Annotated in this window: 19 protein-coding genes; 14 read left to right on the top strand and 5 right to left on the bottom strand. The window is 66.1% G+C overall.

Translation table 11 applies throughout. The annotated features are described in order from the left end of the window. The first annotated feature begins 51 nt into the window (after positions 1-51). The 4 genes from thrS to pdxS all read left to right on the top strand — a co-directional run bounded on the left by thrS (position 52) and on the right by pdxS (position 4,344). Positions 52-2,061 (top strand): threonine--tRNA ligase, encoded by a 2,010-nt coding sequence (thrS, locus tag QRM95_RS01850; protein WP_018761463.1) that lies wholly within the window; start codon positions 52-54, stop codon positions 2,059-2,061. Positions 2,062-2,079: 18 nt separating this feature from the next. Then, entirely contained in the window at positions 2,080-2,667 is a 588-nt protein-coding gene (locus tag QRM95_RS01845) for an HIT family protein (protein ID WP_285246185.1), read from the top strand. Beyond that, positions 2,657-3,280, top strand: coding sequence for a phosphatidylinositol phosphate synthase (gene pgsA, locus QRM95_RS01840; RefSeq protein WP_285246184.1), 624 nt, complete (start codon positions 2,657-2,659; stop codon positions 3,278-3,280). The genes QRM95_RS01845 and pgsA overlap by 11 nt, the downstream gene beginning before the upstream one ends. Before the next feature lie 137 nt (positions 3,281-3,417). Further along, positions 3,418-4,344 carry a pyridoxal 5'-phosphate synthase lyase subunit PdxS gene (gene pdxS, locus QRM95_RS01835; protein ID WP_026264497.1) on the top strand — a complete coding sequence of 309 codons (927 nt, stop codon included), beginning with the start codon at positions 3,418-3,420 and terminating at the stop codon, positions 4,342-4,344. Between the two features lie 219 nt (positions 4,345-4,563). Here the strand turns inward: pdxS and QRM95_RS01830 are convergent, their stop codons facing one another. Beyond that, entirely contained in the window at positions 4,564-6,576 is a 2,013-nt protein-coding gene (locus QRM95_RS01830; protein ID WP_285246183.1) for a M3 family metallopeptidase, read from the bottom strand. Positions 6,577-6,739: 163 nt separating this feature from the next. On the opposite strand from QRM95_RS01830, the gene QRM95_RS01825 reads away from it, so the two are divergent. After that, complete coding sequence (locus QRM95_RS01825) at positions 6,740-8,101, top strand: ferredoxin reductase family protein (RefSeq protein ID WP_285246182.1); 1,362 nt, start codon at positions 6,740-6,742, stop codon at positions 8,099-8,101. Positions 8,102-8,129: 28 nt separating this feature from the next. On the opposite strand, the gene QRM95_RS01820 is transcribed toward QRM95_RS01825, so the two are convergent. Further along, on the bottom strand, positions 8,130-8,885 hold the full coding sequence (locus tag QRM95_RS01820) for a type 1 glutamine amidotransferase (RefSeq protein ID WP_109044529.1): 756 nt from the start codon (positions 8,883-8,885) through the stop codon (positions 8,130-8,132). Next, complete coding sequence (locus tag QRM95_RS01815; RefSeq protein ID WP_285246181.1) at positions 8,882-10,174, bottom strand: Mur ligase family protein; 1,293 nt, start codon at positions 10,172-10,174, stop codon at positions 8,882-8,884. The genes QRM95_RS01820 and QRM95_RS01815 overlap by 4 nt, the downstream gene beginning before the upstream one ends. A gap of 90 nt (positions 10,175-10,264) precedes the next feature. Between QRM95_RS01815 and pdxT the strand changes: the two genes are divergently transcribed. The 9 genes from pdxT to QRM95_RS01770 all read left to right on the top strand — a co-directional run bounded on the left by pdxT (position 10,265) and on the right by QRM95_RS01770 (position 20,177). After that, positions 10,265-10,975 carry a pyridoxal 5'-phosphate synthase glutaminase subunit PdxT gene (pdxT, locus tag QRM95_RS01810; protein WP_109044531.1) on the top strand — a complete coding sequence of 237 codons (711 nt, stop codon included), beginning with the start codon at positions 10,265-10,267 and terminating at the stop codon, positions 10,973-10,975. A 3-nt stretch (positions 10,976-10,978) separates the two neighbouring features. Then, entirely contained in the window at positions 10,979-11,734 is a 756-nt protein-coding gene (locus QRM95_RS01805) for a YebC/PmpR family DNA-binding transcriptional regulator (RefSeq protein WP_018761454.1), read from the top strand. A 35-nt stretch (positions 11,735-11,769) separates the two neighbouring features. Continuing rightward, positions 11,770-12,348, top strand: a complete 579-nt coding sequence (gene ruvC / locus QRM95_RS01800; RefSeq protein WP_018761453.1) for a crossover junction endodeoxyribonuclease RuvC — start codon at positions 11,770-11,772, stop codon at positions 12,346-12,348. 89 nt (positions 12,349-12,437) lie between these two features. After that, on the top strand, positions 12,438-13,082 hold the full coding sequence (ruvA, locus tag QRM95_RS01795; RefSeq protein ID WP_285246180.1) for a Holliday junction branch migration protein RuvA: 645 nt from the start codon (positions 12,438-12,440) through the stop codon (positions 13,080-13,082). Then, positions 13,075-14,160, top strand: coding sequence for a Holliday junction branch migration DNA helicase RuvB (ruvB, locus tag QRM95_RS01790; protein ID WP_018761451.1), 1,086 nt, complete (start codon positions 13,075-13,077; stop codon positions 14,158-14,160). The genes ruvA and ruvB overlap by 8 nt, the downstream gene beginning before the upstream one ends. Before the next feature lie 209 nt (positions 14,161-14,369). Beyond that, on the top strand, positions 14,370-14,765 hold the full coding sequence (yajC, locus tag QRM95_RS01785; protein WP_018761450.1) for a preprotein translocase subunit YajC: 396 nt from the start codon (positions 14,370-14,372) through the stop codon (positions 14,763-14,765). 100 nt (positions 14,766-14,865) lie between these two features. Next, the gene (secD, locus tag QRM95_RS01780; protein WP_018761449.1) at positions 14,866-16,623 is read left to right on the top strand and encodes a protein translocase subunit SecD; all 1,758 of its coding nucleotides are present in this window, start codon (positions 14,866-14,868) and stop codon (positions 16,621-16,623) included. Beyond that, positions 16,623-17,639 carry a protein translocase subunit SecF gene (gene secF, locus QRM95_RS01775; RefSeq protein WP_109044535.1) on the top strand — a complete coding sequence of 339 codons (1,017 nt, stop codon included), beginning with the start codon at positions 16,623-16,625 and terminating at the stop codon, positions 17,637-17,639. Before secD ends, secF begins: the two co-directional genes overlap by 1 nt. Positions 17,640-17,786: 147 nt before the next feature. Beyond that, positions 17,787-20,177 (top strand): RelA/SpoT family protein, encoded by a 2,391-nt coding sequence (locus QRM95_RS01770; RefSeq protein WP_285246179.1) that lies wholly within the window; start codon positions 17,787-17,789, stop codon positions 20,175-20,177. Here the strand turns inward: QRM95_RS01770 and QRM95_RS01765 are convergent. Both QRM95_RS01765 and QRM95_RS01760 read right to left on the bottom strand, forming a co-directional pair. Continuing rightward, on the bottom strand, positions 20,058-20,831 hold the full coding sequence (locus QRM95_RS01765) for a type IV toxin-antitoxin system AbiEi family antitoxin (RefSeq protein ID WP_285246178.1): 774 nt from the start codon (positions 20,829-20,831) through the stop codon (positions 20,058-20,060). The genes QRM95_RS01770 and QRM95_RS01765 overlap by 120 nt on opposite strands. Positions 20,832-20,924: 93 nt before the next feature. Further along, positions 20,925-22,442 carry a DUF349 domain-containing protein gene (locus QRM95_RS01760; protein WP_026264495.1) on the bottom strand — a complete coding sequence of 506 codons (1,518 nt, stop codon included), beginning with the start codon at positions 22,440-22,442 and terminating at the stop codon, positions 20,925-20,927. Positions 22,443-22,489 lie beyond the last annotated feature (47 nt).

Below are 22,489 nucleotides of genomic sequence, written 5' to 3'. Positions count from 1 at the left end.
GTCCCCGTACGCCACAAGCTATGAAGCCTGAACTTTGAATAGGAGACACCCGTGTCAGATGCCCAGCAGATCACCCTTCTCGTCGATGGCGAAGAGACCAAGGTGACTACCGGGACAACCGGTGCGGAACTCTTCTTTGAGCGCCGTGACGTTGTTGTAGCCCGCGTCAACGGCGAACTGAAGGACCTGGACCAGGAACTTCCCGAGGGCGCCGAGGTGGAGGGCGTCACTATCGACTCGCCCGACGGCCTGAACGTCCTTCGCCACTCCACTGCGCACGTGATGGCGCAGGCAGTGCAGCAGTTGCGTCCCGACGCCAAGCTTGGCATCGGCCCCTACATCACCGACGGTTTCTACTTCGATTTCGACGTTGCCGAGCCTTTCACCCCTGAGGACCTCAAGACCCTCGAAAAGATGATGCTCAAGATCGTCAACCAGAACCAGAAATTCGTCCGCCGCGTGGTCAGTGAGGACGAGGCCCGCGAAGCCATGAAGGACGAGCCCTACAAGCTCGAACTGCTCGGCAAGAAGGACGGCGCCGCCGAGGCCGGCGAGGGCGTGAACGTCGAGGTCGGCGCCGGTGACATCACCATCTACGACAACGTGGAGCGCAAGGAAGGCACCACTGTCTGGTGCGACCTCTGCCGTGGCCCGCACCTGCCCAACACCAAGCTCATCTCCAACGCCTTCGCGCTGACCCGGTCCTCGTCCGCCTACTGGCTGGGCAACCAGAAAAACCAGCAGCTCCAGCGCATCTATGGAACCGCCTGGCCCACCAAGGACGCGCTGAAGGCCTACCAGGAGCGCATTGCCGAGGCCGAACGCCGCGACCACCGCAAGCTTGGCTCCGAACTTGACCTGTTCTCCTTCCCGGACGAGCTTGGCTCCGGCCTGCCGGTGTTCCACCCCAAGGGCGGCATCATCCGCAAGGAGATGGAGGATTACTCCCGCCAGCGCCATGTCGAGGCCGGCTACGAGTTCGTCTATACCCCGCACATCACCAAGGGCCACCTGTACGAGGTCTCCGGGCACCTAGACTGGTACAAGGACGGCATGTTCCCGGCCATGCACGTGGACGCCGAACTCAATGAGGACGGCACCGTGCGCAAGCCCGGCCAGGATTACTACCTGAAGCCGATGAACTGCCCCATGCACAACCTCATCTTCCGCGCCCGCGGCCGGTCCTATCGCGAACTGCCCCTTCGACTGTTCGAATTCGGTTCGGTGTACCGGTACGAGAAGTCCGGCGTGGTGCACGGCCTGACCCGCGTCCGCGGCATGACACAGGACGACGCCCACATCTATTGCACCCGCGAGCAGATGAAGGACGAGCTCACCAAGACCCTGACCTTCGTCCTGGACCTGCTCAAGGACTACGGACTGAACGACTTCTACCTGGAGCTGTCCACCAAGGACCCGGAGAAGTACGTGGGCGACGACGCCACCTGGGAGGAAGCCACCAGGACCCTCGCCGAGGTGGCGCAGGAGTCCGGTCTCGAACTGGTGCCGGACCCGGGCGGAGCCGCGTTCTACGGTCCCAAGATCTCCGTGCAGGCCAAGGACGCGCTGGGCCGGACCTGGCAGATGTCCACCATCCAGTTGGACTTCAACCTGCCCGAAAGGTTCGAACTCGAATTCCAGGCTGCGGACGGAACCCGCCAGCGCCCCGTGATGATCCACCGTGCCCTGTTTGGATCCGTGGAGCGGTTCATGGGTGTCCTGACCGAGCACTACGCCGGCGCGTTCCCCGCCTGGCTGGCCCCGGTCCAGGTGGTGGGCATTCCCGTGGCGGAGGCCTTCAACGAGTACATGTTCGACGTCGTCGACGAGCTCAAGGCGGCGGGAATCCGCGCCGAGGTGGACACCTCCTCGGACCGGTTCCCCAAGAAGATCCGCACGGCCAGCAAGGACAAGATTCCGTTCGTGCTCATCGCCGGCGGCGACGACGCGGAAGCAGGAGCCGTGTCCTTCCGCTTCCGCGACGGCAGCCAGGACAACGGCGTGCCCGTGGCCGAAGCGGTCAAGCGGATCACCGAAGCCGTCCGTAACCGGACCAGCTAGCCGAACGGAAACAGCAGAGTGCAGGAGAACACAGGCGCAGGGTATCCAGGTGATGCCGGCGTTACCGACGACTTCGACCTCGCCGGTGTCCCGGACGCCTTCCAGCGCCTGTGGACTCCGCACCGCATGGCCTACATCAAGGGCGGCCAGCACCAGTTCAAGAACGAAGACGACTGCCCCTTCTGCACCGGGCCCGGCCGCACCGACGAAGAAGCGCTGATCGTCTACCGGGGCAGGACCTGCTACGTGGTGCTGAACCTGTTTCCCTACAACCCCGGCCACCTGCTGGTGTGCCCCTACCGGCACATCCCTGACTACACGGACCTGACCCTTGAGGAAACGGCCGAATTCGCCGAGCTCACCCAGACGGCCATGCGGGTCCTGCGCAAGGTATCCAATCCAGGCGGCTTCAACCTCGGCATGAACCAGGGCGTTGTCGGCGGAGCAGGCATTTCCGCGCACCTGCACCAGCACATCGTTCCGCGCTGGGGCGGCGACGGCAATTTCTTCCCGATCATTGCCCAGACCAAGGCCATCACCCAGACCCTGGACGAGGTCCGGCAACAAGTGGCTCAGGCCTGGCCCGGGGAGTCGGATGCTGAATAGGCACGCCCGCGGATTCTTCACCGCACTGTTCACCCCGCTGGCCCGGTGGCTGCTTCGGATGGGCGTGTCCCCGGACGCAGTGACCATCGCAGGAACCCTCGGCGTGGCGGTGGGGGCCTTGGTGTTCTACCCGCTGGGCCAGCTCTTCTGGGGAACGCTCTTTATCACGGCCTTCATCTTCTCCGACGTCCTGGACGGCATCATGGCCCGGATGCAGGACGTGAAGAGCCGCTGGGGCAATTTCCTTGACTCCACCCTGGACCGGGTTGCCGATGGCGCGCTGTTTGCCGGGGTTGCCGTCTGGTTCTACACCGGCGGCAGCAATGTCATCATCGCCACGGCAGCTTTGGTCTGCCTTGTCCTGGGCATGGTTGTCTCGTACGCCCGGGCCAAGGCCGAGTCGTTGGGGTTCACCGCCAATGTGGGGATCGCGGAGCGGGCCGAACGCTTGGTGTCCGTCCTGGTGGTGACCGGCCTCACGGGGCTGGGCCTCCCCGCGGTGGTGCTCCTGGCAACACTGGTCCTCCTCGCGGCGGCCAGCCTTGTGACGGTAGTCCAGCGGATCACTTCCGTGCGCCGGCAGGCGTTGGCAGAGCCGACGCCCGCAGATTAGACATGATTAAGTCTGCCGTGCGGCGGGGGACTAGTATATAAGTGCCCGGTCAAGCGACCCGGCAATCCGTGCGTGCACCTCCGGCAGCTGCCGCCGCATGCCCGGCGAAGATCATCTGTCTACCCATAGGGGTTTTTGTGTCTACACCTGATGTAAGCAACGAGGCCGGTTCCTCCGCGAACAGCGTCACGGGCAGCAGCCGCGTGAAGCGCGGCATGGCCGAGATGCTCAAGGGCGGCGTCATCATGGACGTCGTCAACGTCGAGCAGGCCCGCATCGCCGAAGACGCCGGTGCCGTGGCAGTCATGGCGCTGGAGCGTGTTCCGGCCGATATCCGTGCCCAGGGCGGCGTGTCCCGCATGTCCGATCCGGACATGATCGACCAGATCATCGACGCCGTGTCCATCCCGGTCATGGCCAAGGCCCGCATCGGCCACTTCGTCGAGGCCCAGGTCCTGCAGTCCCTCGGCGTCGATTACATCGACGAGTCCGAGGTCCTGACCCCGGCCGACTACGTCAACCACATCGACAAGTGGAACTTCAAGGTTCCCTTCGTCTGCGGTGCCACCAACCTCGGTGAGGCCCTGCGCCGCATCAACGAGGGTGCGGCCATGATCCGCTCCAAGGGCGAGGCCGGCACCGGCGACGTCTCCAACGCCACCGGCCACATGCGCAAGATCCGCTCCGAGATCGCCAAACTGGCTGCCCTGCCCGAGGACGAACTGTACGTCGCGGCCAAGGAACTGCAGGCCCCGTACGAACTGGTCAAGGAAGTCGCCGCCGCCGGCAAGCTCCCCGTCGTCCTGTTCACAGCCGGCGGCATCGCCACCCCGGCCGACGCCGCCATGATGATGCAGCTGGGCGCCGACGGCGTGTTCGTCGGCTCCGGCATCTTCAAGTCCGGCAACCCCGCCCAGCGCGCGGCCGCCGTCGTGAAGGCCACCACCTTCTTCGACGACCCCGACGTCATCGCCAAAGCCTCCCGCGGCCTGGGCGAAGCCATGGTGGGCATCAACGTCGACGAAATCCCCCAGCCGCACCGCCTGGCCGAACGCGGCTGGTAACTCCCTGCCTGGGGCGAGGGACGGCGCCATCCTCGGCGCGCTATTCCCCGCGCCTCGTTTGGCGGCTTCGTCGCTGGTCGGGGCGCGGGGCCCCTTTTACGCGTGCTGCCGGATCACCCCCGCCTGTCGCTGGTGGTCGCCTCACCTAAGTAATGACGACGCCGGTTCCTCACCTTCTTTCGGTGGGGGACCGGCGTCGTACTTCTTTAAGGTCAGGGGTTACTCCAGGCCGCGGCGCTTGAGCAGCGGGTCGAGCCGGGCGTTCCGGCCGCGGAAGGCCCGGAAGGACTCCATCGGGTCGCGGCTGTTGCCGCGGGAGAGCAGTTCGGTGCGGAAGAAGTCCCCGTTCGCCCGGGACAGGCCGCCGTTCTCCTTGAACCACTCGACGGTCTCGGCGTCGAGCACCTCGCTCCAGATGTAGGAGTAGTAGCCCGCTGCGTACCAGCCGCCGGCGAAGATGTGCTGGAAGTACCCGGTGCGGTAGCGGGGCGGGATCAGGCTGTGCGCGACGCCGGCGGCGGCGAGGGCCTTCGCCTCGAATTCCAGGACGTCGTCGGGGACCTCGGACTCCTCCAGGACGTGCCAGGCCAGGTCCAGCAGGGCGGCGCCCAGGTATTCGGTGGTGCCGAAGCCCTCGCCCCAGAGCGCGGCGGCGTCGAGCTTGTCCACCGCTTCCTGCGGCAGCGGCTCACCGGTGGCGTGGTGCCGGGCGTAGTTGGCCAGCACCTCCGGCCACATGATCCACATCTCGTTGACCTGCGAGGGATACTCGACGAAGTCCCGCGGCACCGACGTTCCGGAGAACCGGGGGTAGGTGACTGAGGAGAACAGGCCGTGCAGGGCGTGGCCGAACTCGTGGAAGGTGGTACGCAGCTCGTCCAGGGTCAGGAGCGTCGGTTCGCCGGCCGCCGGCTTGGAGATGTTTAGGTTGTTGATCACCACGGGACGGGTCCCCAGCAGGTCCGACTGCTCCACCAGGGAATTCATCCAGGCCCCGCCCCGCTTCGACTCGCGGGTGTAGTAGTCGCCCAGAAAGAGGCCCAGGCCCGTGCCGTCGGCGTCCTTGACCTCCCAGACCCTGACATCGGGGTGGTAGCCGGCGAGGTCGGTGCGTTCGTGGAACGTGATGCCGTACAGCGCGGTGGCGGCGAAGAACACACCGTCCGTCAGCACCCTGTCCAGCTCGAAGTAGGGCCGCAGTGCCTGCTCGTCCACGGAGTACCGCTCGCGCTTCACCTGGGCCGAGTAGTAGGCCCAGTCCCAGGCCTCCAGTGGGTGCCCGGCGACCTCGGCCAAGGCGTCCGCCTCGGCGTCGGCGTTCCGGACCGCCGCCGGTGCCAGCCGGTTCATCATGGCCTGGACGGCTTCGAAATCGGGGGCGGTCTGCTGGTCCACGCTGAGTTCGGCGAAGTTGGCGAAGCCGAGCAGGGCGGCCTTTTCGGCGCGGAGCCGGACCATGTCCTTGACGAGGTCCAGCACATCGAGGCTGCCCCCGGCGCTGCCGCGGCCGATCGAGGCTTCGAGCAGCCGGCGGCGCACCTTCCGGTTCTCCAGTGCGGCCAGGGCCGGCTGGTTGCTGGGTTGGATCAGGGTCAGCAGGAACTTCCCCTCGTGGCCGGCAGCCCGGGCCGCCTCCGCGGCGCTGGCGACGTCGTCCGCGGGCAGCCCCGCGAGCTCGGCGGCATCGTCCAGGAGCAGCGACGCGGACTTCATGCCCTCCTTGACGCGCTGCCCGAATTCGGTGCCCAGCCGGGCCAGCTCGGCGTTGATGGCCCGCAGGTGTTCCTGGCCGGCGTCGTCCAGCTGGATGCCGGACTGGCGGAACTCCTTGAGGTATTCCTCCACCAGCCGGCCTGATTCGGCGTCGAGGCGGTCGGTGTCGATCGCGGAAAACCTGTCGAACAAGGCCCGATTGAGATATATCTCGTCCTGGTGGGCTGACAGGAGCGGCGACAGTTCCGTTTCCAGTTCCCTGATCCGCGGCGAGGCGTCGGCGGAAACCAGCGTGAAGAAGGCAGCTGCCGCCCGGTTCAGCAGTTGCCCCGAGCGCTCCATGGCAAGTGCAGTATTTTCGAAGGTCGGGGCCTCTTCAGAGTCTGTGATGGCGTTGATCTCGCGCACGTGTTCCGCCAACCCTGCCCTGACGGCCTCCCCGTAGTGCTCAGCGGTGAGGAGTGCAAAGGGCGGCAGGCCATACGGCAAGGGACTCGGGGTCAGCAGCGGGTTCGTCATGGGGTAAACCTTTCACAGCAGGCCACGCTTCTCAATTATCCGAAAAGGCGGCTGCGGCGCGTGGCCCTCCCTAGAATTGCGAGTGCGTGCCACGAACGGCCCGCACTTTGCGTGTCCTTTGCCTGGATCCGCAGCAGGTTGCCACCACGAAGGGATCCGGCCAATGACCAAGCCTGCCAAGAGGCCACGGGCCGCCATCCTGGGAATGCCCCTCCGCTGGATGGGTCCCGGGGCGGTGCTGGTGTTGGCAGTGGCGTACGCCTTGTTCTGGTACGCGGTGCGTCCGGCGGGGGAACCTGTCCTTGGCTACGTGGGTCAGCTTTTCGGCGGGGAGTCGGTCCTGCTGTACTCGATCGCCCTGGTCCTGGTCAGCACGCTCCCGCACGTCGAACCGATTTTTGGCGGAATTGACCACGCGGCCATCTGGCACCGGAGGGCGGCAATCACGGCAACTGTCCTGTTGCTGCCGCACATTGAATTTGCGGCCAGCCCCGAGGCCACCAGCTTGGGCAAGATGCTGGCCGTGGTGGCCATCTGCGGCCTTATGGCGCTGGTGGTGTGGGCCATCCTCCCGCGGTGGCGGACCATGCTTCCGGCGGCCGCCCGCCGCGTCGTCATCGCCTCGCTGCAAACCCGGGCCTTCCAACTGGCAGGCCGCGTGCTCGGTGGCTATGAACGCTGGCGCGGCTTCCACCGGCTGACCGGACTGTTCGTGGCTGCCGGATTCCTGCACGGCCTGCTGGATGCCAGCGCCTTCGAGGCGGCCCCCGCGTTGCGGTGGAGCTACGTGGCCATCGGGGCGACGGGTCTGGCGTTCTATGCCTATCGGGAGCTGCTTTCCCGCCACTTCCTGCCGCACCACGATTACCAGGTATCGGGCGTCCGGACGGTCGCTGCGGACCTGGTGGAGGTGGCCCTCCGTCCCCTGGGCCGCCCCCTGGGTTTCAAACCCGGGCAGTTTGCCATGATCTACCTGGAAACGGCAGAAGGCTGGCAGCGGCATCCATTTTCCATTTCCGGGCCCGCGGGCGAGGGCGGCATCAGCATCACGGTGAAGGCTCTGGGGGACCACACCACCAGGCTTCCGGACGTCATCCAGCCGGGGATGCCGGCGGTGGTCGGCGGCCCCTACGGACGTTTCGACCGGCACCGCGGCACCGTTGACCAGGTCTGGATCGCCGGCGGCGTGGGCATCACGCCGTTCCTCAGCTGGCTCCGGTCACTCGACGGGGAACTGAATGAAAACGTCCATTTCTTCGTCACGTCGGCGGGACCCTCCCCGTTCGCCGACGAGATCGCCGCCGTCGCCAGGAACCATCCGCGGCTTTTGGTCCACATGGTGGACACCGCGGCGGACGGCCGCCTGACCCCTGAGTCGGTCCTGGAAGCCGTGGGCACCGAACCACGCAGGCTGTCGGTGTTCATGGGCGGCCCGGACACCATGCTGCGCCAGTTCCGGATGGCCTTCCGGGCAGCCGGAGTCCGCCGGGCCAACATCCACCGCGAGTATTTCCAATGGCGCTAGGCGGCGGCGCCCGCGTGGGGCAGTGACTTTAGCGGGGCCTGCGGGCCGCGTGCTCCCGCGCCAGGACAGCGTAGGCATCGTCCGGTGTTCCGGGGGAGAAGCTGCCGAACTTTCGTTCTGCCGCGGTCCGGATCAGAAAGTCGGCAATGGCCGGGTTCTTCGGCAGCAGGGAACCGTGCAGGTAGCTTGCCACAATATTGCGGTACCGGGCACCTTCGTGGCCGTCAGTGCTGTTGTTTCCTGTGCCCTTGGGAACCGTGCCCAGGGGCCTGACCCCGCTGCCCAGGGTGGTTTGCCCGCTGTGGTTTTCGTAGCCAAGGACTTCGCCGAACTCGCTGGTTGACACCTTGACATTACCGATCAGGCGCTCGTCCGTGCCGTGGGTTTCGACGTCAAGGATGCCGATGCCCGGAATCACTGCACCGGTGCGGGTCTTGAAGAAGCGGCCGAAAAGCTGGTAGAGGCCGCAAATGACCAGCATGGGCGCCCCTTCTTCGGCCAGTTCCCGCAATTCGCCGGCCCGGGCCTGCAGATCGTCCTGGATCACCAGCTGCCCGCTGTCCTGGCCGCCACCACCGACGATGATGTCCACATTGTCGGGAAAAGGATCGCCCACGTTGTATTCAAGGACATCGGGCGTGTAGCCGTGCCAGGCGATCCTGCGTTGCAGGACCAGGGCGTTGCCCCAGTCGCCGTAAATGTTCATGTCCCGCGGGTAGAGCTGCACCACGCGGAGCGTGCCCTTGGACGGAGCGGCAGCGGTCGAGGCTTCGGCTGGGTTCACGAGACAACCTCCACGGTGGTGATTTTGGCCAGCTCACGGCGGATGGCCAGCATGGCGGTGTATGTGCAGAAGATCCGCTTGGGCTTCCCGCGTCCTTCCCTGATGAAAGCCGCCAGCGCGGGGGCGATCTCGGGCTGGACAGCGCCGATACGGACGTCGTCGTACTGCAGCCGGAGGGCCATGTCATAGGCCCTGGAACCGGTCAGCTGGTCAACACCTTCGGCCCGGAGCGAATCGAATTCCACATCCCACAGCCAGGACATGTCCCGGCCGTCGGCGTAGTTGTCATTGATCGCGATCATGGTGGCATACCCGCCGGCCGGGAAGGACTTGAGCCCCAGCCGGAATCCGCTCGGGTTCTTCACCAGGACAAGGTCGAGTGGCAGTCCATCGACGGTCAGGCTTTCGCCGCGTCCAAACGCGGGCGCCACCCGGGAGAGCGCCTCCAACAACGTGGCGTGGTTGGCGGTGGCGGCGCCGCCGCCGCAAATGCTGCGGGCCAGCGTCAATGCCGCCGCGGCGTTGAAGATGTTGTATACGCCCCGCAGCTTCATCGCCGTGGTGACCGTTCCGCCGTCGTACGCAAACTCGGCGCTGTCCGCGCCCACCTTCAGCAGTACGACGTCGGCCGGCGGCTTTGCGGGCAGGGCCGCCGGAGCAGGGCTGCCGGGGGCTGCGCGCATGTCGTCGTCGTTGGGAAAGGTTCCCAGCAACGATTCGTCCAGGCCGAAGTACTTGACCTCCTGGCCGGTGAGGGTGTCCGCGATGCGTGCCACCCGCGGGTCCTCACGGTTCAGGACAACGGTTCCGGTGGTCTTGGCGGCGATGTGCTGGAGCAGCTGGGCGGTCTTGTCGATCTCGCCAAAGCGGTCCAGCTGGTCGCGCAGCACATTCAGCAGCAGGCAGTAGCGGGGCGGGACGCTGTTCACGAAGTGCACCGCGTGGGCTTCGTCGAGTTCCAGCACCGCGACGTCGGCGTCCAGCCGGCCACGCCAGTCCACTTCGCCCAGGAGCGCCGCCGCCACGCCGCGGGTGAAGTTGCTGCCGGTGCGGTTGGTGAAAACCTTCAGACCCTGGCTTTCGAGCAGTTCAACCACCATTTTCGTGGTGGTGGTCTTGCCGTTGGTGCCGCTGACGACGGCCACGCCGTGGGGGAGGGTGCTGAGCGTCCGCCGCATGAACCCGGGATCGATTTTCTCGACCACCAGGCCCGGCAGGGCCGAGCCGCCGCCCCGAAGCCGGGATACCCGGCGGACCAGCTTGCCGAGCGGAACACTGAAGAAGACCATGTTTTGAATATATCCCAGCAACGGCATGCAACCGCAGCCGGAAAGGTGCTGCCGGACCGCGGGCCGCGGGCCTGGCCGTATGCTGGAGGGATGACAAATCCCCCTTCAGCGGCTCCTGCGCGCGCGGGAGCAGGCCTGCGGATCGGTGTCCTGGCCCTGCAAGGCGATTTCCGCGAGCACCTCCATGCGGCCGAGGCCACCGGCGCCCGCGGCGTGCCGGTGCGGCGCCCCCGGGAGCTGGACGGCCTGGACGGCCTCATCATCCCCGGCGGAGAATCGACCACCATCGACAAGCTCGCCCGGGCCTTCGAGCTCGCCGATCCGCTCCGGAAGTACATCGCCGAAGGGCTCCCCGTCTACGGCTCGTGCGCCGGGATGATCCTGCTCGCCTCGGATATCGCGGATCCCGCAACCGATCTCTCCGGCGCCCCGCAGCAGACATTCGGAGGACTGGACATCACCGTCCGCCGCAACGCGTTCGGGCGCCAGCGGGAGTCCTTCGAAACCGACCTGGACTTCAAGGGGCTGGACTTCAGCGCCACCGAATCCGGGGTGGCCCCTGTGCACGCCGTCTTCATCCGCGGCCCGTGGGTGGAGCGGGTGGGCCCGGGAGTGGAAGTCCTCGCCCAGGTTGAGCCGGCGGACCCGGAGCACGCCTCCCACGCCGTCCCGCTGCCCGGGGCGGCTAGAATTGTGGCAGTGCGTTCCGGCCAGCTGCTGGCCACCTCCTTCCACCCGGAAGTGACTGGCGAAAAACGCGTACACGAACTTTTTATCCGCATGATCAGAGGAGAAGCGTAAAGCATGTCAGGCCACTCCAAATGGGCGACGACCAAGCACAAAAAGGCGATCATTGACAGCCGCCGCGCAAAGTCGTTCGCCAAGCTGATCAAGAACATCGAAGTAGCCGCCCGGATGGGCGGCCCGGACCTCGCGGGCAACCCGGGCCTGGAACTGGCGGTAACCAAGGCCAAGAAGACCTCGGTCCCCAACGACAACATCGATCGCGCCATCAAGCGCGGCGCCGGCCTCACCGGCGAAGTGGTGGACTACACCGAGATCATGTACGAGGCCCGTGGCCCCCAGGGCTCGGCGCTGCTGATCGAGTGCCTCACGGACAACAAGAACCGCGCGGCCTCCGAGGTCCGCCTGGCCATCTCCCGCAACGGCGGCACCATTGCCGATCCCGGGTCGGTCAGCTACCTCTTCACGCGCAAGGGCGTGGTTAACCTGCCCAAGAACGGCCTGAGCGAGGACGACGTCCTGATGGCCGTGCTGGACGCAGGCGCCGAGGAAGTGAAGGACAACGGCGAGACCTTCGAGATCCACTCGGAACCGGGTGACCTGCAGGCCATCCGCGAGGCGCTGACGGAAGCCGGCATCGAATACGACACCGACGAGGTGGAGTTCGTCCCGTCGATGCAGGTGGAACTCGACGTCGACGGCGCCCGGAAGTTCCTGAAGCTGGCAGACGCCCTCGAAGACCTCGACGACGTCCAGAACGTCTACAGCAACGCCGACCTCAGCGACGAAGTCCAGGCTGCCCTGGAATCAGAGTGACGTCCCGCCTTGCCAACTAAGACCCGGCACCGGCGTTGACGCTCCGCGTCCTGGGCGTCGACCCCGGCCTGACCCGTTGCGGGATCGGCGTGGTGGACGTCGAGCGGAACCGCAGGGCCACCATGGTGGCCGTCGGTGTGGTGGGCACCTCGCCCGAGGAATCGCTGGACCGGCGGCTGCTGGTGATCGCCACCGCCATCGACGAGTGGCTGGACCGGTACGAACCCGAGGTCCTCGCCGTCGAACGCGTCTTTTCGCAGCTGAACGTCAGCACCGTCATGGGCGTGGCGCAGGCGTCCGGCGTCGTCATCGCGGCGGCCGCCCGCCGCGGCATCCCGGTGGCCCTCCATACGCCGTCGGAAGTGAAGGCGGCGGTCACCGGGAGCGGTTCGTCCAACAAGGACGCCGTGACCAAGCTGGTCACCAAGATCCTCCGCCTCGAGGCGCCGCCGCGGCCGGCTGATGCCGCCGACGCGCTGGCTCTGGCCATCACCCACGCGTGGCGGGCCGGGAGCGGTGCGGCCGTGGCGACCACCGGGCCGGGCAGTTCGTCCTTGACGCCGGCCCAGCGGGCGTGGGCCGAAGCTGAGGCCAAGGCGCGCCGCGCACGCTGAATGTCCCTGCCGCTTGCTAGGGTATTCGTAGATATGTTCGGATAGCCGGGTGCTCACTGCGAGGCCGGCGATACAACGGGAGCCCGGCCTTGATCAGTTTCCTCCGCGGAACCGTAGCGCACGTCGGCCTGTCCACGGCCGTCATCGACCTCAATGGCGCAGGCATGAGCGTGAACGCGACGCCGCAGACCCTCAGCCGGCTGCAGGTGGGTGAACAGGGGCAGCTCTTCACGTCACTGATCGTACGGGAGGATTCGCTGACGCTTTTCGGCTTCGCCTCCGACGACGAACGCGAGGTTTTCGACGTCCTGCTCAGTGTCAGCGGGGTCGGACCCAGGCTTGCCCTTGCCGTGCTGGCGGTCCATGAGCCGGAGGCTATCCGCGTCGCCGCGCACACGGGGGACAGCAAGACGTTCACCAAGGTTCCGGGGATCGGTCCCAAGGTGGCGGGCCGGATCGTGCTGGAGCTGGCCGGCAAGCTTGTTCCGCACGGGACCGCTCCCTCGGCCGGTGCCGCAACCCCCGCCGAGGCCGCCTGGAAGCCGCAGGTAATCGCGGCGATGACCAGCCTTGGCTGGTCTGAAAAAGACGCGTCGGGCAGCATCGAGAAGGCCTTGGCCGACGAACCCGAGGTCTCCTTCCGCGGCAATGTTCCGGAGATCCTGCGCACCACGCTCCGCTGGTTGGGCCAGGACGGTGCCCGGGCAGGCAACCGCGTAGGCAGCCGTGGCTGAACCGTCCCTGGTTGCGGCGGGGGAGGAGCCGGAAGAGCGGGCCATCGAGGCGGCGCTGCGGCCTAAGAACCTCGATGATTTTGTTGGGCAGCACCGGGTCCGCAAGCAGCTGTCCCTGGTGTTGCAGGCCTCCCGGATGCGCGGGCGGACGGCGGACCACGTGCTGTTTTCGGGGCCTCCCGGCCTCGGCAAGACCACGCTGGCCATGATCGTTGCCGCGGAGATGAATGCGCCCTTGCGGCTCAGCAGCGGCCCCGCCATCCAGCATGCCGGCGACCTTGCTGCGATCCTGTCCTCCCTGTCGGAGGGCGAGGTGCTGTTCCTGGACGAAATCCACCGCATGTCCCGGCCCGCAGAAGAGATGCTCTACATGGCCATGGAAGACTTCCGCGTGGACATCGTGGTGGGCAAGGGCGCCGGCGCCACCGCCATTCCGTTGGAACTCCCGCCGTTCACCCTGGTGGGTGCCACCACCAGGGCCGGGCTGCTCCCGGGACCGCTCCGGGACCGGTTCGGCTTTACCGGCCACCTCGAGTTCTACTCCGTTCCCGAACTTGAGCTGGTCCTGCGGCGCTCCGCCGGCTTGCTGGACCTGAAAGTGAACTCCGCGGGCTTCGCCGAAATCGCAGGCCGTTCCCGCGGCACCCCCCGCATTGCCAACCGGCTCCTGCGCCGGGTCCGGGACTGGGCGCTGGTGCACGGCATCGAGCAGATCGACTCACGGGCAGCTTCAGCCGCCCTGGACATGTACGAAGTGGACAAGAAGGGCCTTGACCGGCTGGACCGGGCCGTCCTTGAGGCCCTGATCACCAAGTTCGGCGGCGGCCCCGTAGGCCTGTCCACGCTCGCCATCGCCGTCGGTGAAGAAACCGAAACCGTGGAGACGGTGGCGGAACCCTTCCTGGTCCGCGAGGGCCTGCTGGGGCGGACCCCCCGCGGCCGGATCGCCATGGCGCCCGCCTGGACGCACCTGGGCTACGCCATCCCGTCGGGAGTCTTCGCGCAGGAACAGCTGGACCTTTTCGATTCCGGGGAAGAAGCCGCCGGCGCCGGCGAATGGGCCCCGGAAGGCCAATAGCAGGCTGCCTTCAGCTTTTCCCTTTAGACTGGTATGACGCCCGGCACGTTCGGCGCTTTGTTTCGCCGGTGGCCCTGACGCCTCCGTCGCTTGGGGAAGGAACCGTCAGGCTTTGCCTGCATCTACTTCCCGCCCCGGCTGAAGCGAGGCCGACGTCGCTGGAAAACCGGCAACACCCACGCAAAAGAACGGAATTCCCCTTGGATCCAATGTCAATTCTCCTGTTCGTCATGCTCGGCGTCTTCATCTTCATGATGTTCCGCCGCAACAAGAAGACGCAGCAGCAGCAGGCAGAGCTCCAGTCGAAGTTTGCCCCGGGCGTGGAGGTCATGACCAGCTTCGGCCTTTTCGGCCGGATCGTGGACATCGACGAAGCAGAGAACAAGGTCACCCTTGAACTGTCCCCCGGAAACCTTGCCACCGTGCACCGCCAAGCGGTGACCAAGGTGGTCGAGCCTGCAGCTGAGCCGGCCGCCGCCTCGCCTGCCGTCCCCGACGATGCTTCCTCGCTCACCACCCCGGAGACGGGCAGCCCAGTGACGGGCACCGAGACTCCCGAGGAAACCCTGAAGCGCCTCAACGACGAGGGCAAGAAGGACAGCTAGGCCCGCTGGCTCCTTTCCTCCCTCTACCGCTGCGGATTGCCGCCGGCGCAGGCTGCAGCCCGCGCCGGCGGTTCTTCCGCGAATAAGAGAAAGATCGACAATGGCACGAACTGGCCGCAAGAAACCAGGGCTGCGCGTCCTGGTCTGGCTTGGCGTACTCCTGGCAGCACTGACCGCCGTCCTGGCGGGCGGCACCATCGCCGGACAAGCCAGCTGGGCACCCAAACTGGCCCTGGACCTCGAAGGCGGCACCCAGATGATCCTGGCGCCGAAGGTTGAGGGTGGTTCGGACATTAACGAACAGCAACTCAACCAGGCCGTGGCGATCATCCGCCAGCGCGTGGACGGCTCCGGCGTCTCCGAAGCGGAAATCAGCACCCAGTCCGGCCGCAACGTGGTGGTCAGCCTTCCCGGCACGCCGTCGGCTGAAACCCGGAACCTGATCCAGGCATCCGCCGACATGAACTTCCGCCCCGTGATCCTCAACGGTGACGGAGCAGCAGTGCCGCCGGAATCACAGACCCCGGACGACCAGCTGCCCAAGCCGACCGCTGCGCCGGCCAACAGCAGCGACACCAACTGGATCACGCCGGAAATCTACAAGCAGTTCGAAGCGCTGGACTGCAACAGCCCCGCAGCCGAGAAATCACAGCGGTCAGATCCCACCAAGCCATTGGTAACCTGCGAACCCGCCACCGCCAAAACCCCTGCCATCAAGTACATTTTGGGGCCGGTGGAGGTCAAGGGAACGAACATCGTCACCTCGTCCTTCCAGCTGCAGCAGGGCGCGCAGGGCGCGGTCACCAATGACTGGGCCGTGAACATCCAGTTCGACGCCGAAGGCACGGCCAAGTTCAAGGACGTCACCGAGCGCCTGAACCAGTTCTACGTCGCCGCTGGGGGCGAGTCTGGCACCGATCCCAAGTCCCAGTTCGCCATTGTGCTTGACGATCAGGTCATCTCCGCTCCCCGCTCGCTGGCCGTCATCACTGACGGACGCCCGCAGATCACGGGCGGCTTCACCGAGCAAACCGCCAAGGCGTTGTCCGACCAGCTGCGCTTTGGGGCTCTGCCCATCAGCTTCGACATCCAAAGCGAGCAGCAGATTTCGGCCACCCTCGGTGGTGAACAGCTGCGTATGGGCCTTTTGGCCGGCTTGATCGGCCTCCTCCTTGTGGTGGTCTACTCGCTGTTCCAGTACCGGGCGCTCGGATTTGTCACCATCGCATCCCTGGTGGTGGCCGGAGCCCTGACCTACCTGGCCATCGCGATCCTCGGCTGGACCGAGAACTACCGGCTGTCCTTGGCGGGCGTCGCGGGCATTATCGTCGCCATCGGCCAGACGGCGGACTCGTTCATTGTTTACTTTGAACGCATCCGTGACGAACTGCGTGAGGGCCGCGGCCTGGTGTCCGCCGTCGAAAACGGCTGGAAGCGCGCCAAGCGCACCGTCCTGGCCTCCAAGGCGGTCAACCTCCTCGCTGCGCTGGTCCTGTATTTCGTCGCTGTGGGCAACGTGCGGGGGTTCGCTTTCACCCTTGGCCTGACAGCCATCGCCGACCTCATCGTGGTGTTCATGTTCACGCACCCCACGCTGCAGCTCCTGGCGCGCACCAAGTTCTTCGGTGAGGGCCATAAGTTCTCCGGCCTGGATCCGGAGCGGCTCGGAGCGGTGCCCCTGTACCGCGGTGCCGGTCGCATCCGGACCCCGGAGGACCGGCCCATGGCGGTGCGCGGCAAGAATGCCGGTGCCGCAGCCGAGGCCGAACGACGCATGACCATCGCCGAACGGCGCCTGGCAGAGAAGCAGGAACAGCTCGCCGGCTCGTCGAAAACCTCCGCGAAGGAGAACAAGTAATGTCAGGCTTCGCCAGTTTTGGTAACGAGCTCTACACCGGAAAGCGCTCCTACGACTTTGTGGGCGCCAAGAAGATCTGGTTCCTCATCGCTGCCGTGGCAGTGGCCCTGTCCATCCTCATCCCGGTGGCCAAGGGCGGCTTCAACCTCGGCATCGAATTCCGGGGCGGCTCTGAATTCACGGTCTCCAATGTTAAGACGACCGACGCCACCGTGGGTGAGCGCGCCGTCACCGATGTGGTGGCCGGCAGTGTCCCCCGCGTGGCGAACGTCGCGGGCAACACCATGCGGATCCAGACCGACAAGCTGACCGATGACGAAACCCTTAAGATCAAGCAAGGCCTGACCACGGCCTACGGAGTCACCGACAACGAAGTGACATCCACGTTCGTCGGTCCCACCTGGGGTGCTGACGTGACCAAGCAGGCGTTGATCGGCCTGGCGGTCTTCGTGCTCCTCGCGGCGTTGCTGATGGCCCTCTACTTCCGCACCTGGAAGATGTCGCTGTCGGCTCTTGCCGGCATGGCGGTGACGATGTTCATCACCGCCGGGGTCTACGCCCTCAGCGACTTTGAGGTCACGCCGTCGGCCATCATCGGCTTCCTCACGGTTCTCAGCTACTCGCTGTATGACACCGTGGTGGTCTTCGACAAGATCCGGGAAAACACCTCCGGCATTGATGCCTCCACCCGCCGGACCTTCGGCGAGGAGGTCAATCTTGCCGTCAACCAAACCCTGGTCCGTTCCATCAACACCATGATGGTGGCCATCCTCCCCGTCGGAGCCATCCTCTTCATCGGGGCCGGGCTCCTGGGTGCGGGAACCCTGCGCGACCTGTCGCTGGCCTTGTTCGTCGGCATCCTCATCGGCACCGCCGCGACCATCTTCGTGGCCGCTCCGATGTACGCGTGGCTCCGCCAGGGCGAACCGGACCTCGTCAAGCAGGCGCGGCGCGTGGAACAACGGCGGGCGGGTGCGGCGGAACGGCCAGTTCCGGCCTCGCCGGCCCAGGCCTGATCCGCCGCCAACGGCACCCGTTACTCCCGAAAGACCGGGCAACGCATCCTCTGCGTTGCCCGGTCTTCGCATATGCGGGGCCGGTTATAAAAGTCACTGCCTTGGGGAATAGACTGGGGTAATTAAATGGTGGTGAGGGGTGCTTCATTGGAAGAACGATCGGCGTCGGCGCCTACGGCAGAGGATGATAAGAATCCTGCCGGTGTACAGGCCGGTATGGCATCTTCGGCGCGCCCCGGATCGTTGGTTCCCGTGGACAATTCAGGCTCGCGCGCGACGTTTCCCGGCCGCCGTGAGCGCACCAGGTCCCGGCTTGCCCGCCTGACCGGACGGGGGACGGCCACATACTCGCCCATCCTCGAACCACTGCTGCGGACGGTCCGGGCCAACAATCCCAAAGAGGACTTCGACCTCATCCAGCGCGCGTTCGACGTCGCCGAGCGAAGCCACCGCGGGCAAAAACGCAAGAGTGGCGACCCCTACATCACCCACCCAGTGGCCGTCGCCACCATCCTGGCAGAACTAGGGCTCAGCGGCACCACCTTGGCAGCGGCCCTGCTGCATGACACCGTGGAGGACACCCCCTATACCCTGGCGGACCTGAAGCGGGACTTCGGGCCCGAAGTGGCCATGCTGGTGGACGGCGTGACCAAACTGGACAAGGTCAGTTTCGGCGAAGCCGCCCAGTCCGAGACGGTCCGCAAGATGGTCGTCGCCATGGCCAAGGACATCCGGGTGCTGATGATCAAGCTGGCGGACCGGCTGCACAATGCGCGCACCTGGCGGTTCGTGTCCGCTGAGTCGTCAGCCCGCAAGGCGCGGGAGACCCTGGAGATTTTCGCTCCGCTCGCGCACCGCCTGGGCATGAACACCATCAAATGGGAGCTGGAGGACCTGTCCTTCGCGGCGCTCTATCCCAAGGTGTACGAAGAGATTGTCCGGATGGTGGGGGACCGGACCCCCGAGCGGGAAAAGAGCCTGGGCGTCATCCGCGACCAGATCACCGAGGACCTGCGTGCCGCCCGCATCAAGGCCACCATCACCGGCCGGCCCAAGCACTATTACTCGATCTACCAAAAGATGATTGTCCGCGACAAGGACTTTGACGACATCAATGACCTCATGGGTGTCCGTGTCCTGGTGGACTCCGTCCGGGACTGTTATGCAGCCCTGGGCACCATGCATTCGCGCTGGAACCCGCTGCCTGGCAGGTTCAAGGATTACATCGCGATGCCCAAATTCAACATGTACCAGTCCCTGCACACCACCGTGATCGGCCCCGGCGGCAAGCCGGTGGAAATCCAGATCCGTACGCACGAAATGCACCGCCGGGCCGAATACGGCGTGGCCGCACACTGGAAATACAAAGACCAGCCGAACCGCACCGCCGTCGGCCCCGGGAGCCCGCGCGACGGCGACATGGGCTGGCTGCGCTCCCTGGTGGACTGGCAGCAGGAGACATCCGATCCGGGAGAGTTCCTGGACTCGCTCCGCTTTGAAATCAACGCCCGCGAAGTGTTCGTCTTCACCCCCAAGGGCGAGGTCATGGCGTTGCCGGCGGGATCGACACCCGTTGACTTCGCCTACGCAGTGCACACCGAGGTGGGGCACCGCACCATCGGCGCCCGGGTCAACGGGAAGCTGGTTCCGCTCAACAGCGAACTGAACCACGGCGACTGGGTGGAGATCTTCACCTCGAAAGCCGAGGGCGCCGGCCCCAGCCAGGACTGGCAGCACTTCGTTAAAAGCGCGCGGGCCCGCAACAAGATCCGGCAGTGGTTCAGCAAGGAACGCCGCGAAGAGGCGATCGACCGCGGCAAGGAACTGCTGACCCGCGCCATGCGGAAGCAGAACCTTCCGCTGCAGCGGCTGATGACACACGAGGCCCTGGCCGCCGTGGCCGAGGAGTTCAAGTACACCGACATCTCCGGCCTCTACGCTGGCGTGGGTGACGGCCACACGTCGGCCCAGTCCGTCATGGAGAAGCTCATCGAGAGCCTGGGCGGCAACGAAAGCGCCGATGATGACGTCGAAGAGGTCAGCATCCCCACCCAGGTCAGCAAGGCCCGCTTCTCCGATTCCGGCGTGGTGGTCCGCGGCGTGGGCGACGTTTGGGTGAAGCTGGCCCGGTGCTGTACCCCGGTGCCGCCGGATCCCATCCTTGGCTTCGTGACCAGGGGTTCGGGCGTTTCCGTGCACCGCACCGACTGCACCAACATCTCCGACCTCAAGGACCAGCCCGACCGGATCGTGGACGTTGACTGGGCGCCCACCCAGTCAAGCGTGTTCCTGGTGGAAATCCAGGTAGAGGCGCTCGACCGCAAATCGCTGCTCTCCGATGTCACCCGCGTTTTGTCGGAGAACCACGTCAACATCCTGGCGGCCAGTGTCCACACGTCCACCGACCGGGTGGCCATCTCAAAGTTCGCTTTTGAAATGGGCGACCCCAAGTACCTCAGCCACGTGTTGAGCGCGGTCCGACGGATCGACGGCGTGTTCGACGTCTACCGCACCACCGGGAACAAGCGCCGGAGCTAGCAGCGCCAGTTTTTCCAGCGCTGCCCGCTTGTGGGGAACCCGGGGTGTGGCTTCGATGGCACGGACAAGCAGCCGGAGTCCCACGTCCTGCTGCGGCCTGGCCAGTAAGGCCGTGAGGGCAGGCAGGGCTCGTTCCGCTTCCACGTGCAGGGCAATATCCAGCGCCGTCCGCAGCGGGGTGGAGACCATCAGGCCGCCCAGGCTGATGACATCGAGCGGACCAAGCTTCACTTCGTGAAGGGTGCAGCCGCGCGTGTTCCGCAGGCTCGATACCCTCCGTTTCGTATCCACCAGCAGTGCAAGCCGGTCAGGTTCCGCGGCGCAACCGAAGATCCAGGCTGCGGTCATCCGGCCGGCCACCACACGTTGCCGTACCGCCGCGGGGACCACGGCGGCGGCCGCCCGCGCCCGGAGCTTCGGCGAGGCGGGCATCCCGGGCAGGGTGTAGCCGTGTTGGTGGAGCCGGGCCAGCAGACCGTCGGCGGCGAGGGACTGCAGTTCGGGCGCAGCAAAGGGAGCCCCTGGGGCGTAGAGCTCCGGAAAACGGGGCGCTGAGGCGGCGTCTGTGCCCTGGAGTTGGCTGCCTGCACCGGGAGTGCCCGCAACGGAAGTGCTGGGTTGCCCGGGAGCCGGAGGAACTGGTGCTGTGGCCATGTCCCCATCCTGCCCGGATGGCCGTTAACGAGCACAGGCCCGGTCCGGGTTATGTGGATAACCGGACCGGGCCCGCGTCAGTCAGGGGAAGCGTCAGGACAGCTCGCTGGCCGAGCGCTGGATCTGGTCCAGCCATGCCTGGCGGGCTTCGAGGGCTTCCTGGGCGGCCTTGATCTTGCGCTGGTCGCCGCTCTTCTCTGCCTTTGCGAGGTCCTCCTGGAGCCCTGCAATGGCGGACTCCAGCTGTGACAGGGCGCTGTTGGTGCGGGCCTTGCGCTCCGGGTTGGACCGCTGCCACTGCTCTTCCTCGGCGTGGCGGACGGCGTCCTCCACCTTCCGCAGGCCTGCTTCAATCCGGCCCATGTCTGCCCGGGGCACCTTGCCTGCTTCTTCCCAACGGTCACGGACGGACTGCAGTGCCTTCTTTGCGGCCGCGAGGTCATTCACCGGGAGGATCGCGTTGGCCTCAGCCAGCAGCTCCTCCTTGACGGCGAGGTTGGCCGTGTACTCCTGGTCAATCTCGTCGTTGGCAGCCTGGCGGGAGGTGAAGAACACGTCCTGGGCGGCGCGGAACCGGGCCCACAGTGCGTCGTCGTCCTTCCGGCTGGCGCGCGGCGATGCCTTCCACTGGTCCATCAGCCGGCGGTACTCGCCGGCGGCGAACCCCCAGTCCGTCGAGGTGGACAGCGCCTCAGCCTCGGCGATCAGCTTCTCCTTGGCGGCCTTGGCCGCCGAGTTGTTGCTGTCCAGCTGCGAGAAATATGCCCTGCGGTGGCGGTCGAAGACGGTACGTGCAGCCCTGAACCGCTTCCACAGTGCATCCTCGTTGCTGCGGCCCAGCCGGACACCGCTCTTCTGCGCGGCCTTCCAGTTCTCGAACAACTCGTTCATCCGGGCACTGGAAGTCTTCCACTGCGTCTGCGCGGGATCCTGGCCGGAGATCTCCTCCGCTTCAGCCACGATGGCTTCCCTGGCCGCGAGTTCGGCGGCGCGGACGGCGTCGTGCTCGGCCTTTTCGGCTTTCTCGAGTTCCGTGATCTGGCCGGCCAGCTTTTCCAGCCTGGCCTCGGCGGCGCGGAGGTCGCCCACCATGTTCCGCTCGGCGAGCTGCTCGTGCAGGTGGGTCACGGTCTTCTGCATGTCAGTGCTGGGAGCCTTGGAGCTGACCCGCTGTTCCAGGAGCACGATCTGTGCCACGACGTCGTCGTACTTCCGGGCGAAGTAGATCAGGGCTTCCTCGCCGCTGACGCCGGGGTACTGTCCAACCGGGTGCTCACCGCCGTCGATCGTCAGGTAAACGTGGCCGTCCCCTTCCACCCGGCCCCACTTGGAGGCCTCGGCGACGGACGTGCTGGGAGCGGCAGGAACGGGTGCGGCGGCAGGAGCGGCTGCAGCAGGCTTCGGGCGCGACGCAAACGCGGCAGGAGAAGGCGCGGAAGGCCGCGGGCCCGCAGCAGGTGCTGCGGAGGGCGTTTCCTCGGGAGCGGCCTCTTCCGGGGCTGCGGATGCCGGTGGGTTGGTTGCTTCGGTGCCGGCGCCTTCGCTGGTGTCCGAGGCCGCCGCCACGGTCAGGTCTGTTGCTGTTTCGTCGGATTTCTGACTGTCTGTCACCGCTAAAAGTCTTTCGCTTGGAGGGAAATACTCACGTACTGCACCGT

It is taken from the genome of Pseudarthrobacter sp. efr-133-R2A-89 (assembly GCF_030209315.1).
Taxonomy (GTDB): domain Bacteria; phylum Actinomycetota; class Actinomycetes; order Actinomycetales; family Micrococcaceae; genus Arthrobacter.
The sequence above is the reverse complement of the archived record's forward strand: the minus strand, read 5'-3'. Positions and strand labels throughout refer to the sequence as shown.

Bases quoted from the DNA above. Each gene is read 5' to 3' on its own strand.
- pgsA (WP_285246184.1), top strand. From the start codon at position 2,657: ATGCTGAATAGGCACGCCCGCGGATTCTTCACCGCACTGTTCACCCCG.
- QRM95_RS01830 (WP_285246183.1), bottom strand. From the start codon at position 6,576: ATGACGAACCCGCTGCTGACCCCGAGTCCCTTGCCGTATGGCCTGCCG.
- QRM95_RS01825 (WP_285246182.1), top strand. From the start codon at position 6,740: ATGACCAAGCCTGCCAAGAGGCCACGGGCCGCCATCCTGGGAATGCCC.
- QRM95_RS01815 (WP_285246181.1), bottom strand. From the start codon at position 10,174: ATGGTCTTCTTCAGTGTTCCGCTCGGCAAGCTGGTCCGCCGGGTATCC.
- pdxT (WP_109044531.1), top strand. From the start codon at position 10,265: ATGACAAATCCCCCTTCAGCGGCTCCTGCGCGCGCGGGAGCAGGCCTG.
- QRM95_RS01805 (WP_018761454.1), top strand. From the start codon at position 10,979: ATGTCAGGCCACTCCAAATGGGCGACGACCAAGCACAAAAAGGCGATC.
- yajC (WP_018761450.1), top strand. From the start codon at position 14,370: ATGTCAATTCTCCTGTTCGTCATGCTCGGCGTCTTCATCTTCATGATG.
- secD (WP_018761449.1), top strand. From the start codon at position 14,866: ATGGCACGAACTGGCCGCAAGAAACCAGGGCTGCGCGTCCTGGTCTGG.
- secF (WP_109044535.1), top strand. From the start codon at position 16,623: ATGTCAGGCTTCGCCAGTTTTGGTAACGAGCTCTACACCGGAAAGCGC.
- QRM95_RS01765 (WP_285246178.1), bottom strand. From the start codon at position 20,831: ATGGCCACAGCACCAGTTCCTCCGGCTCCCGGGCAACCCAGCACTTCC.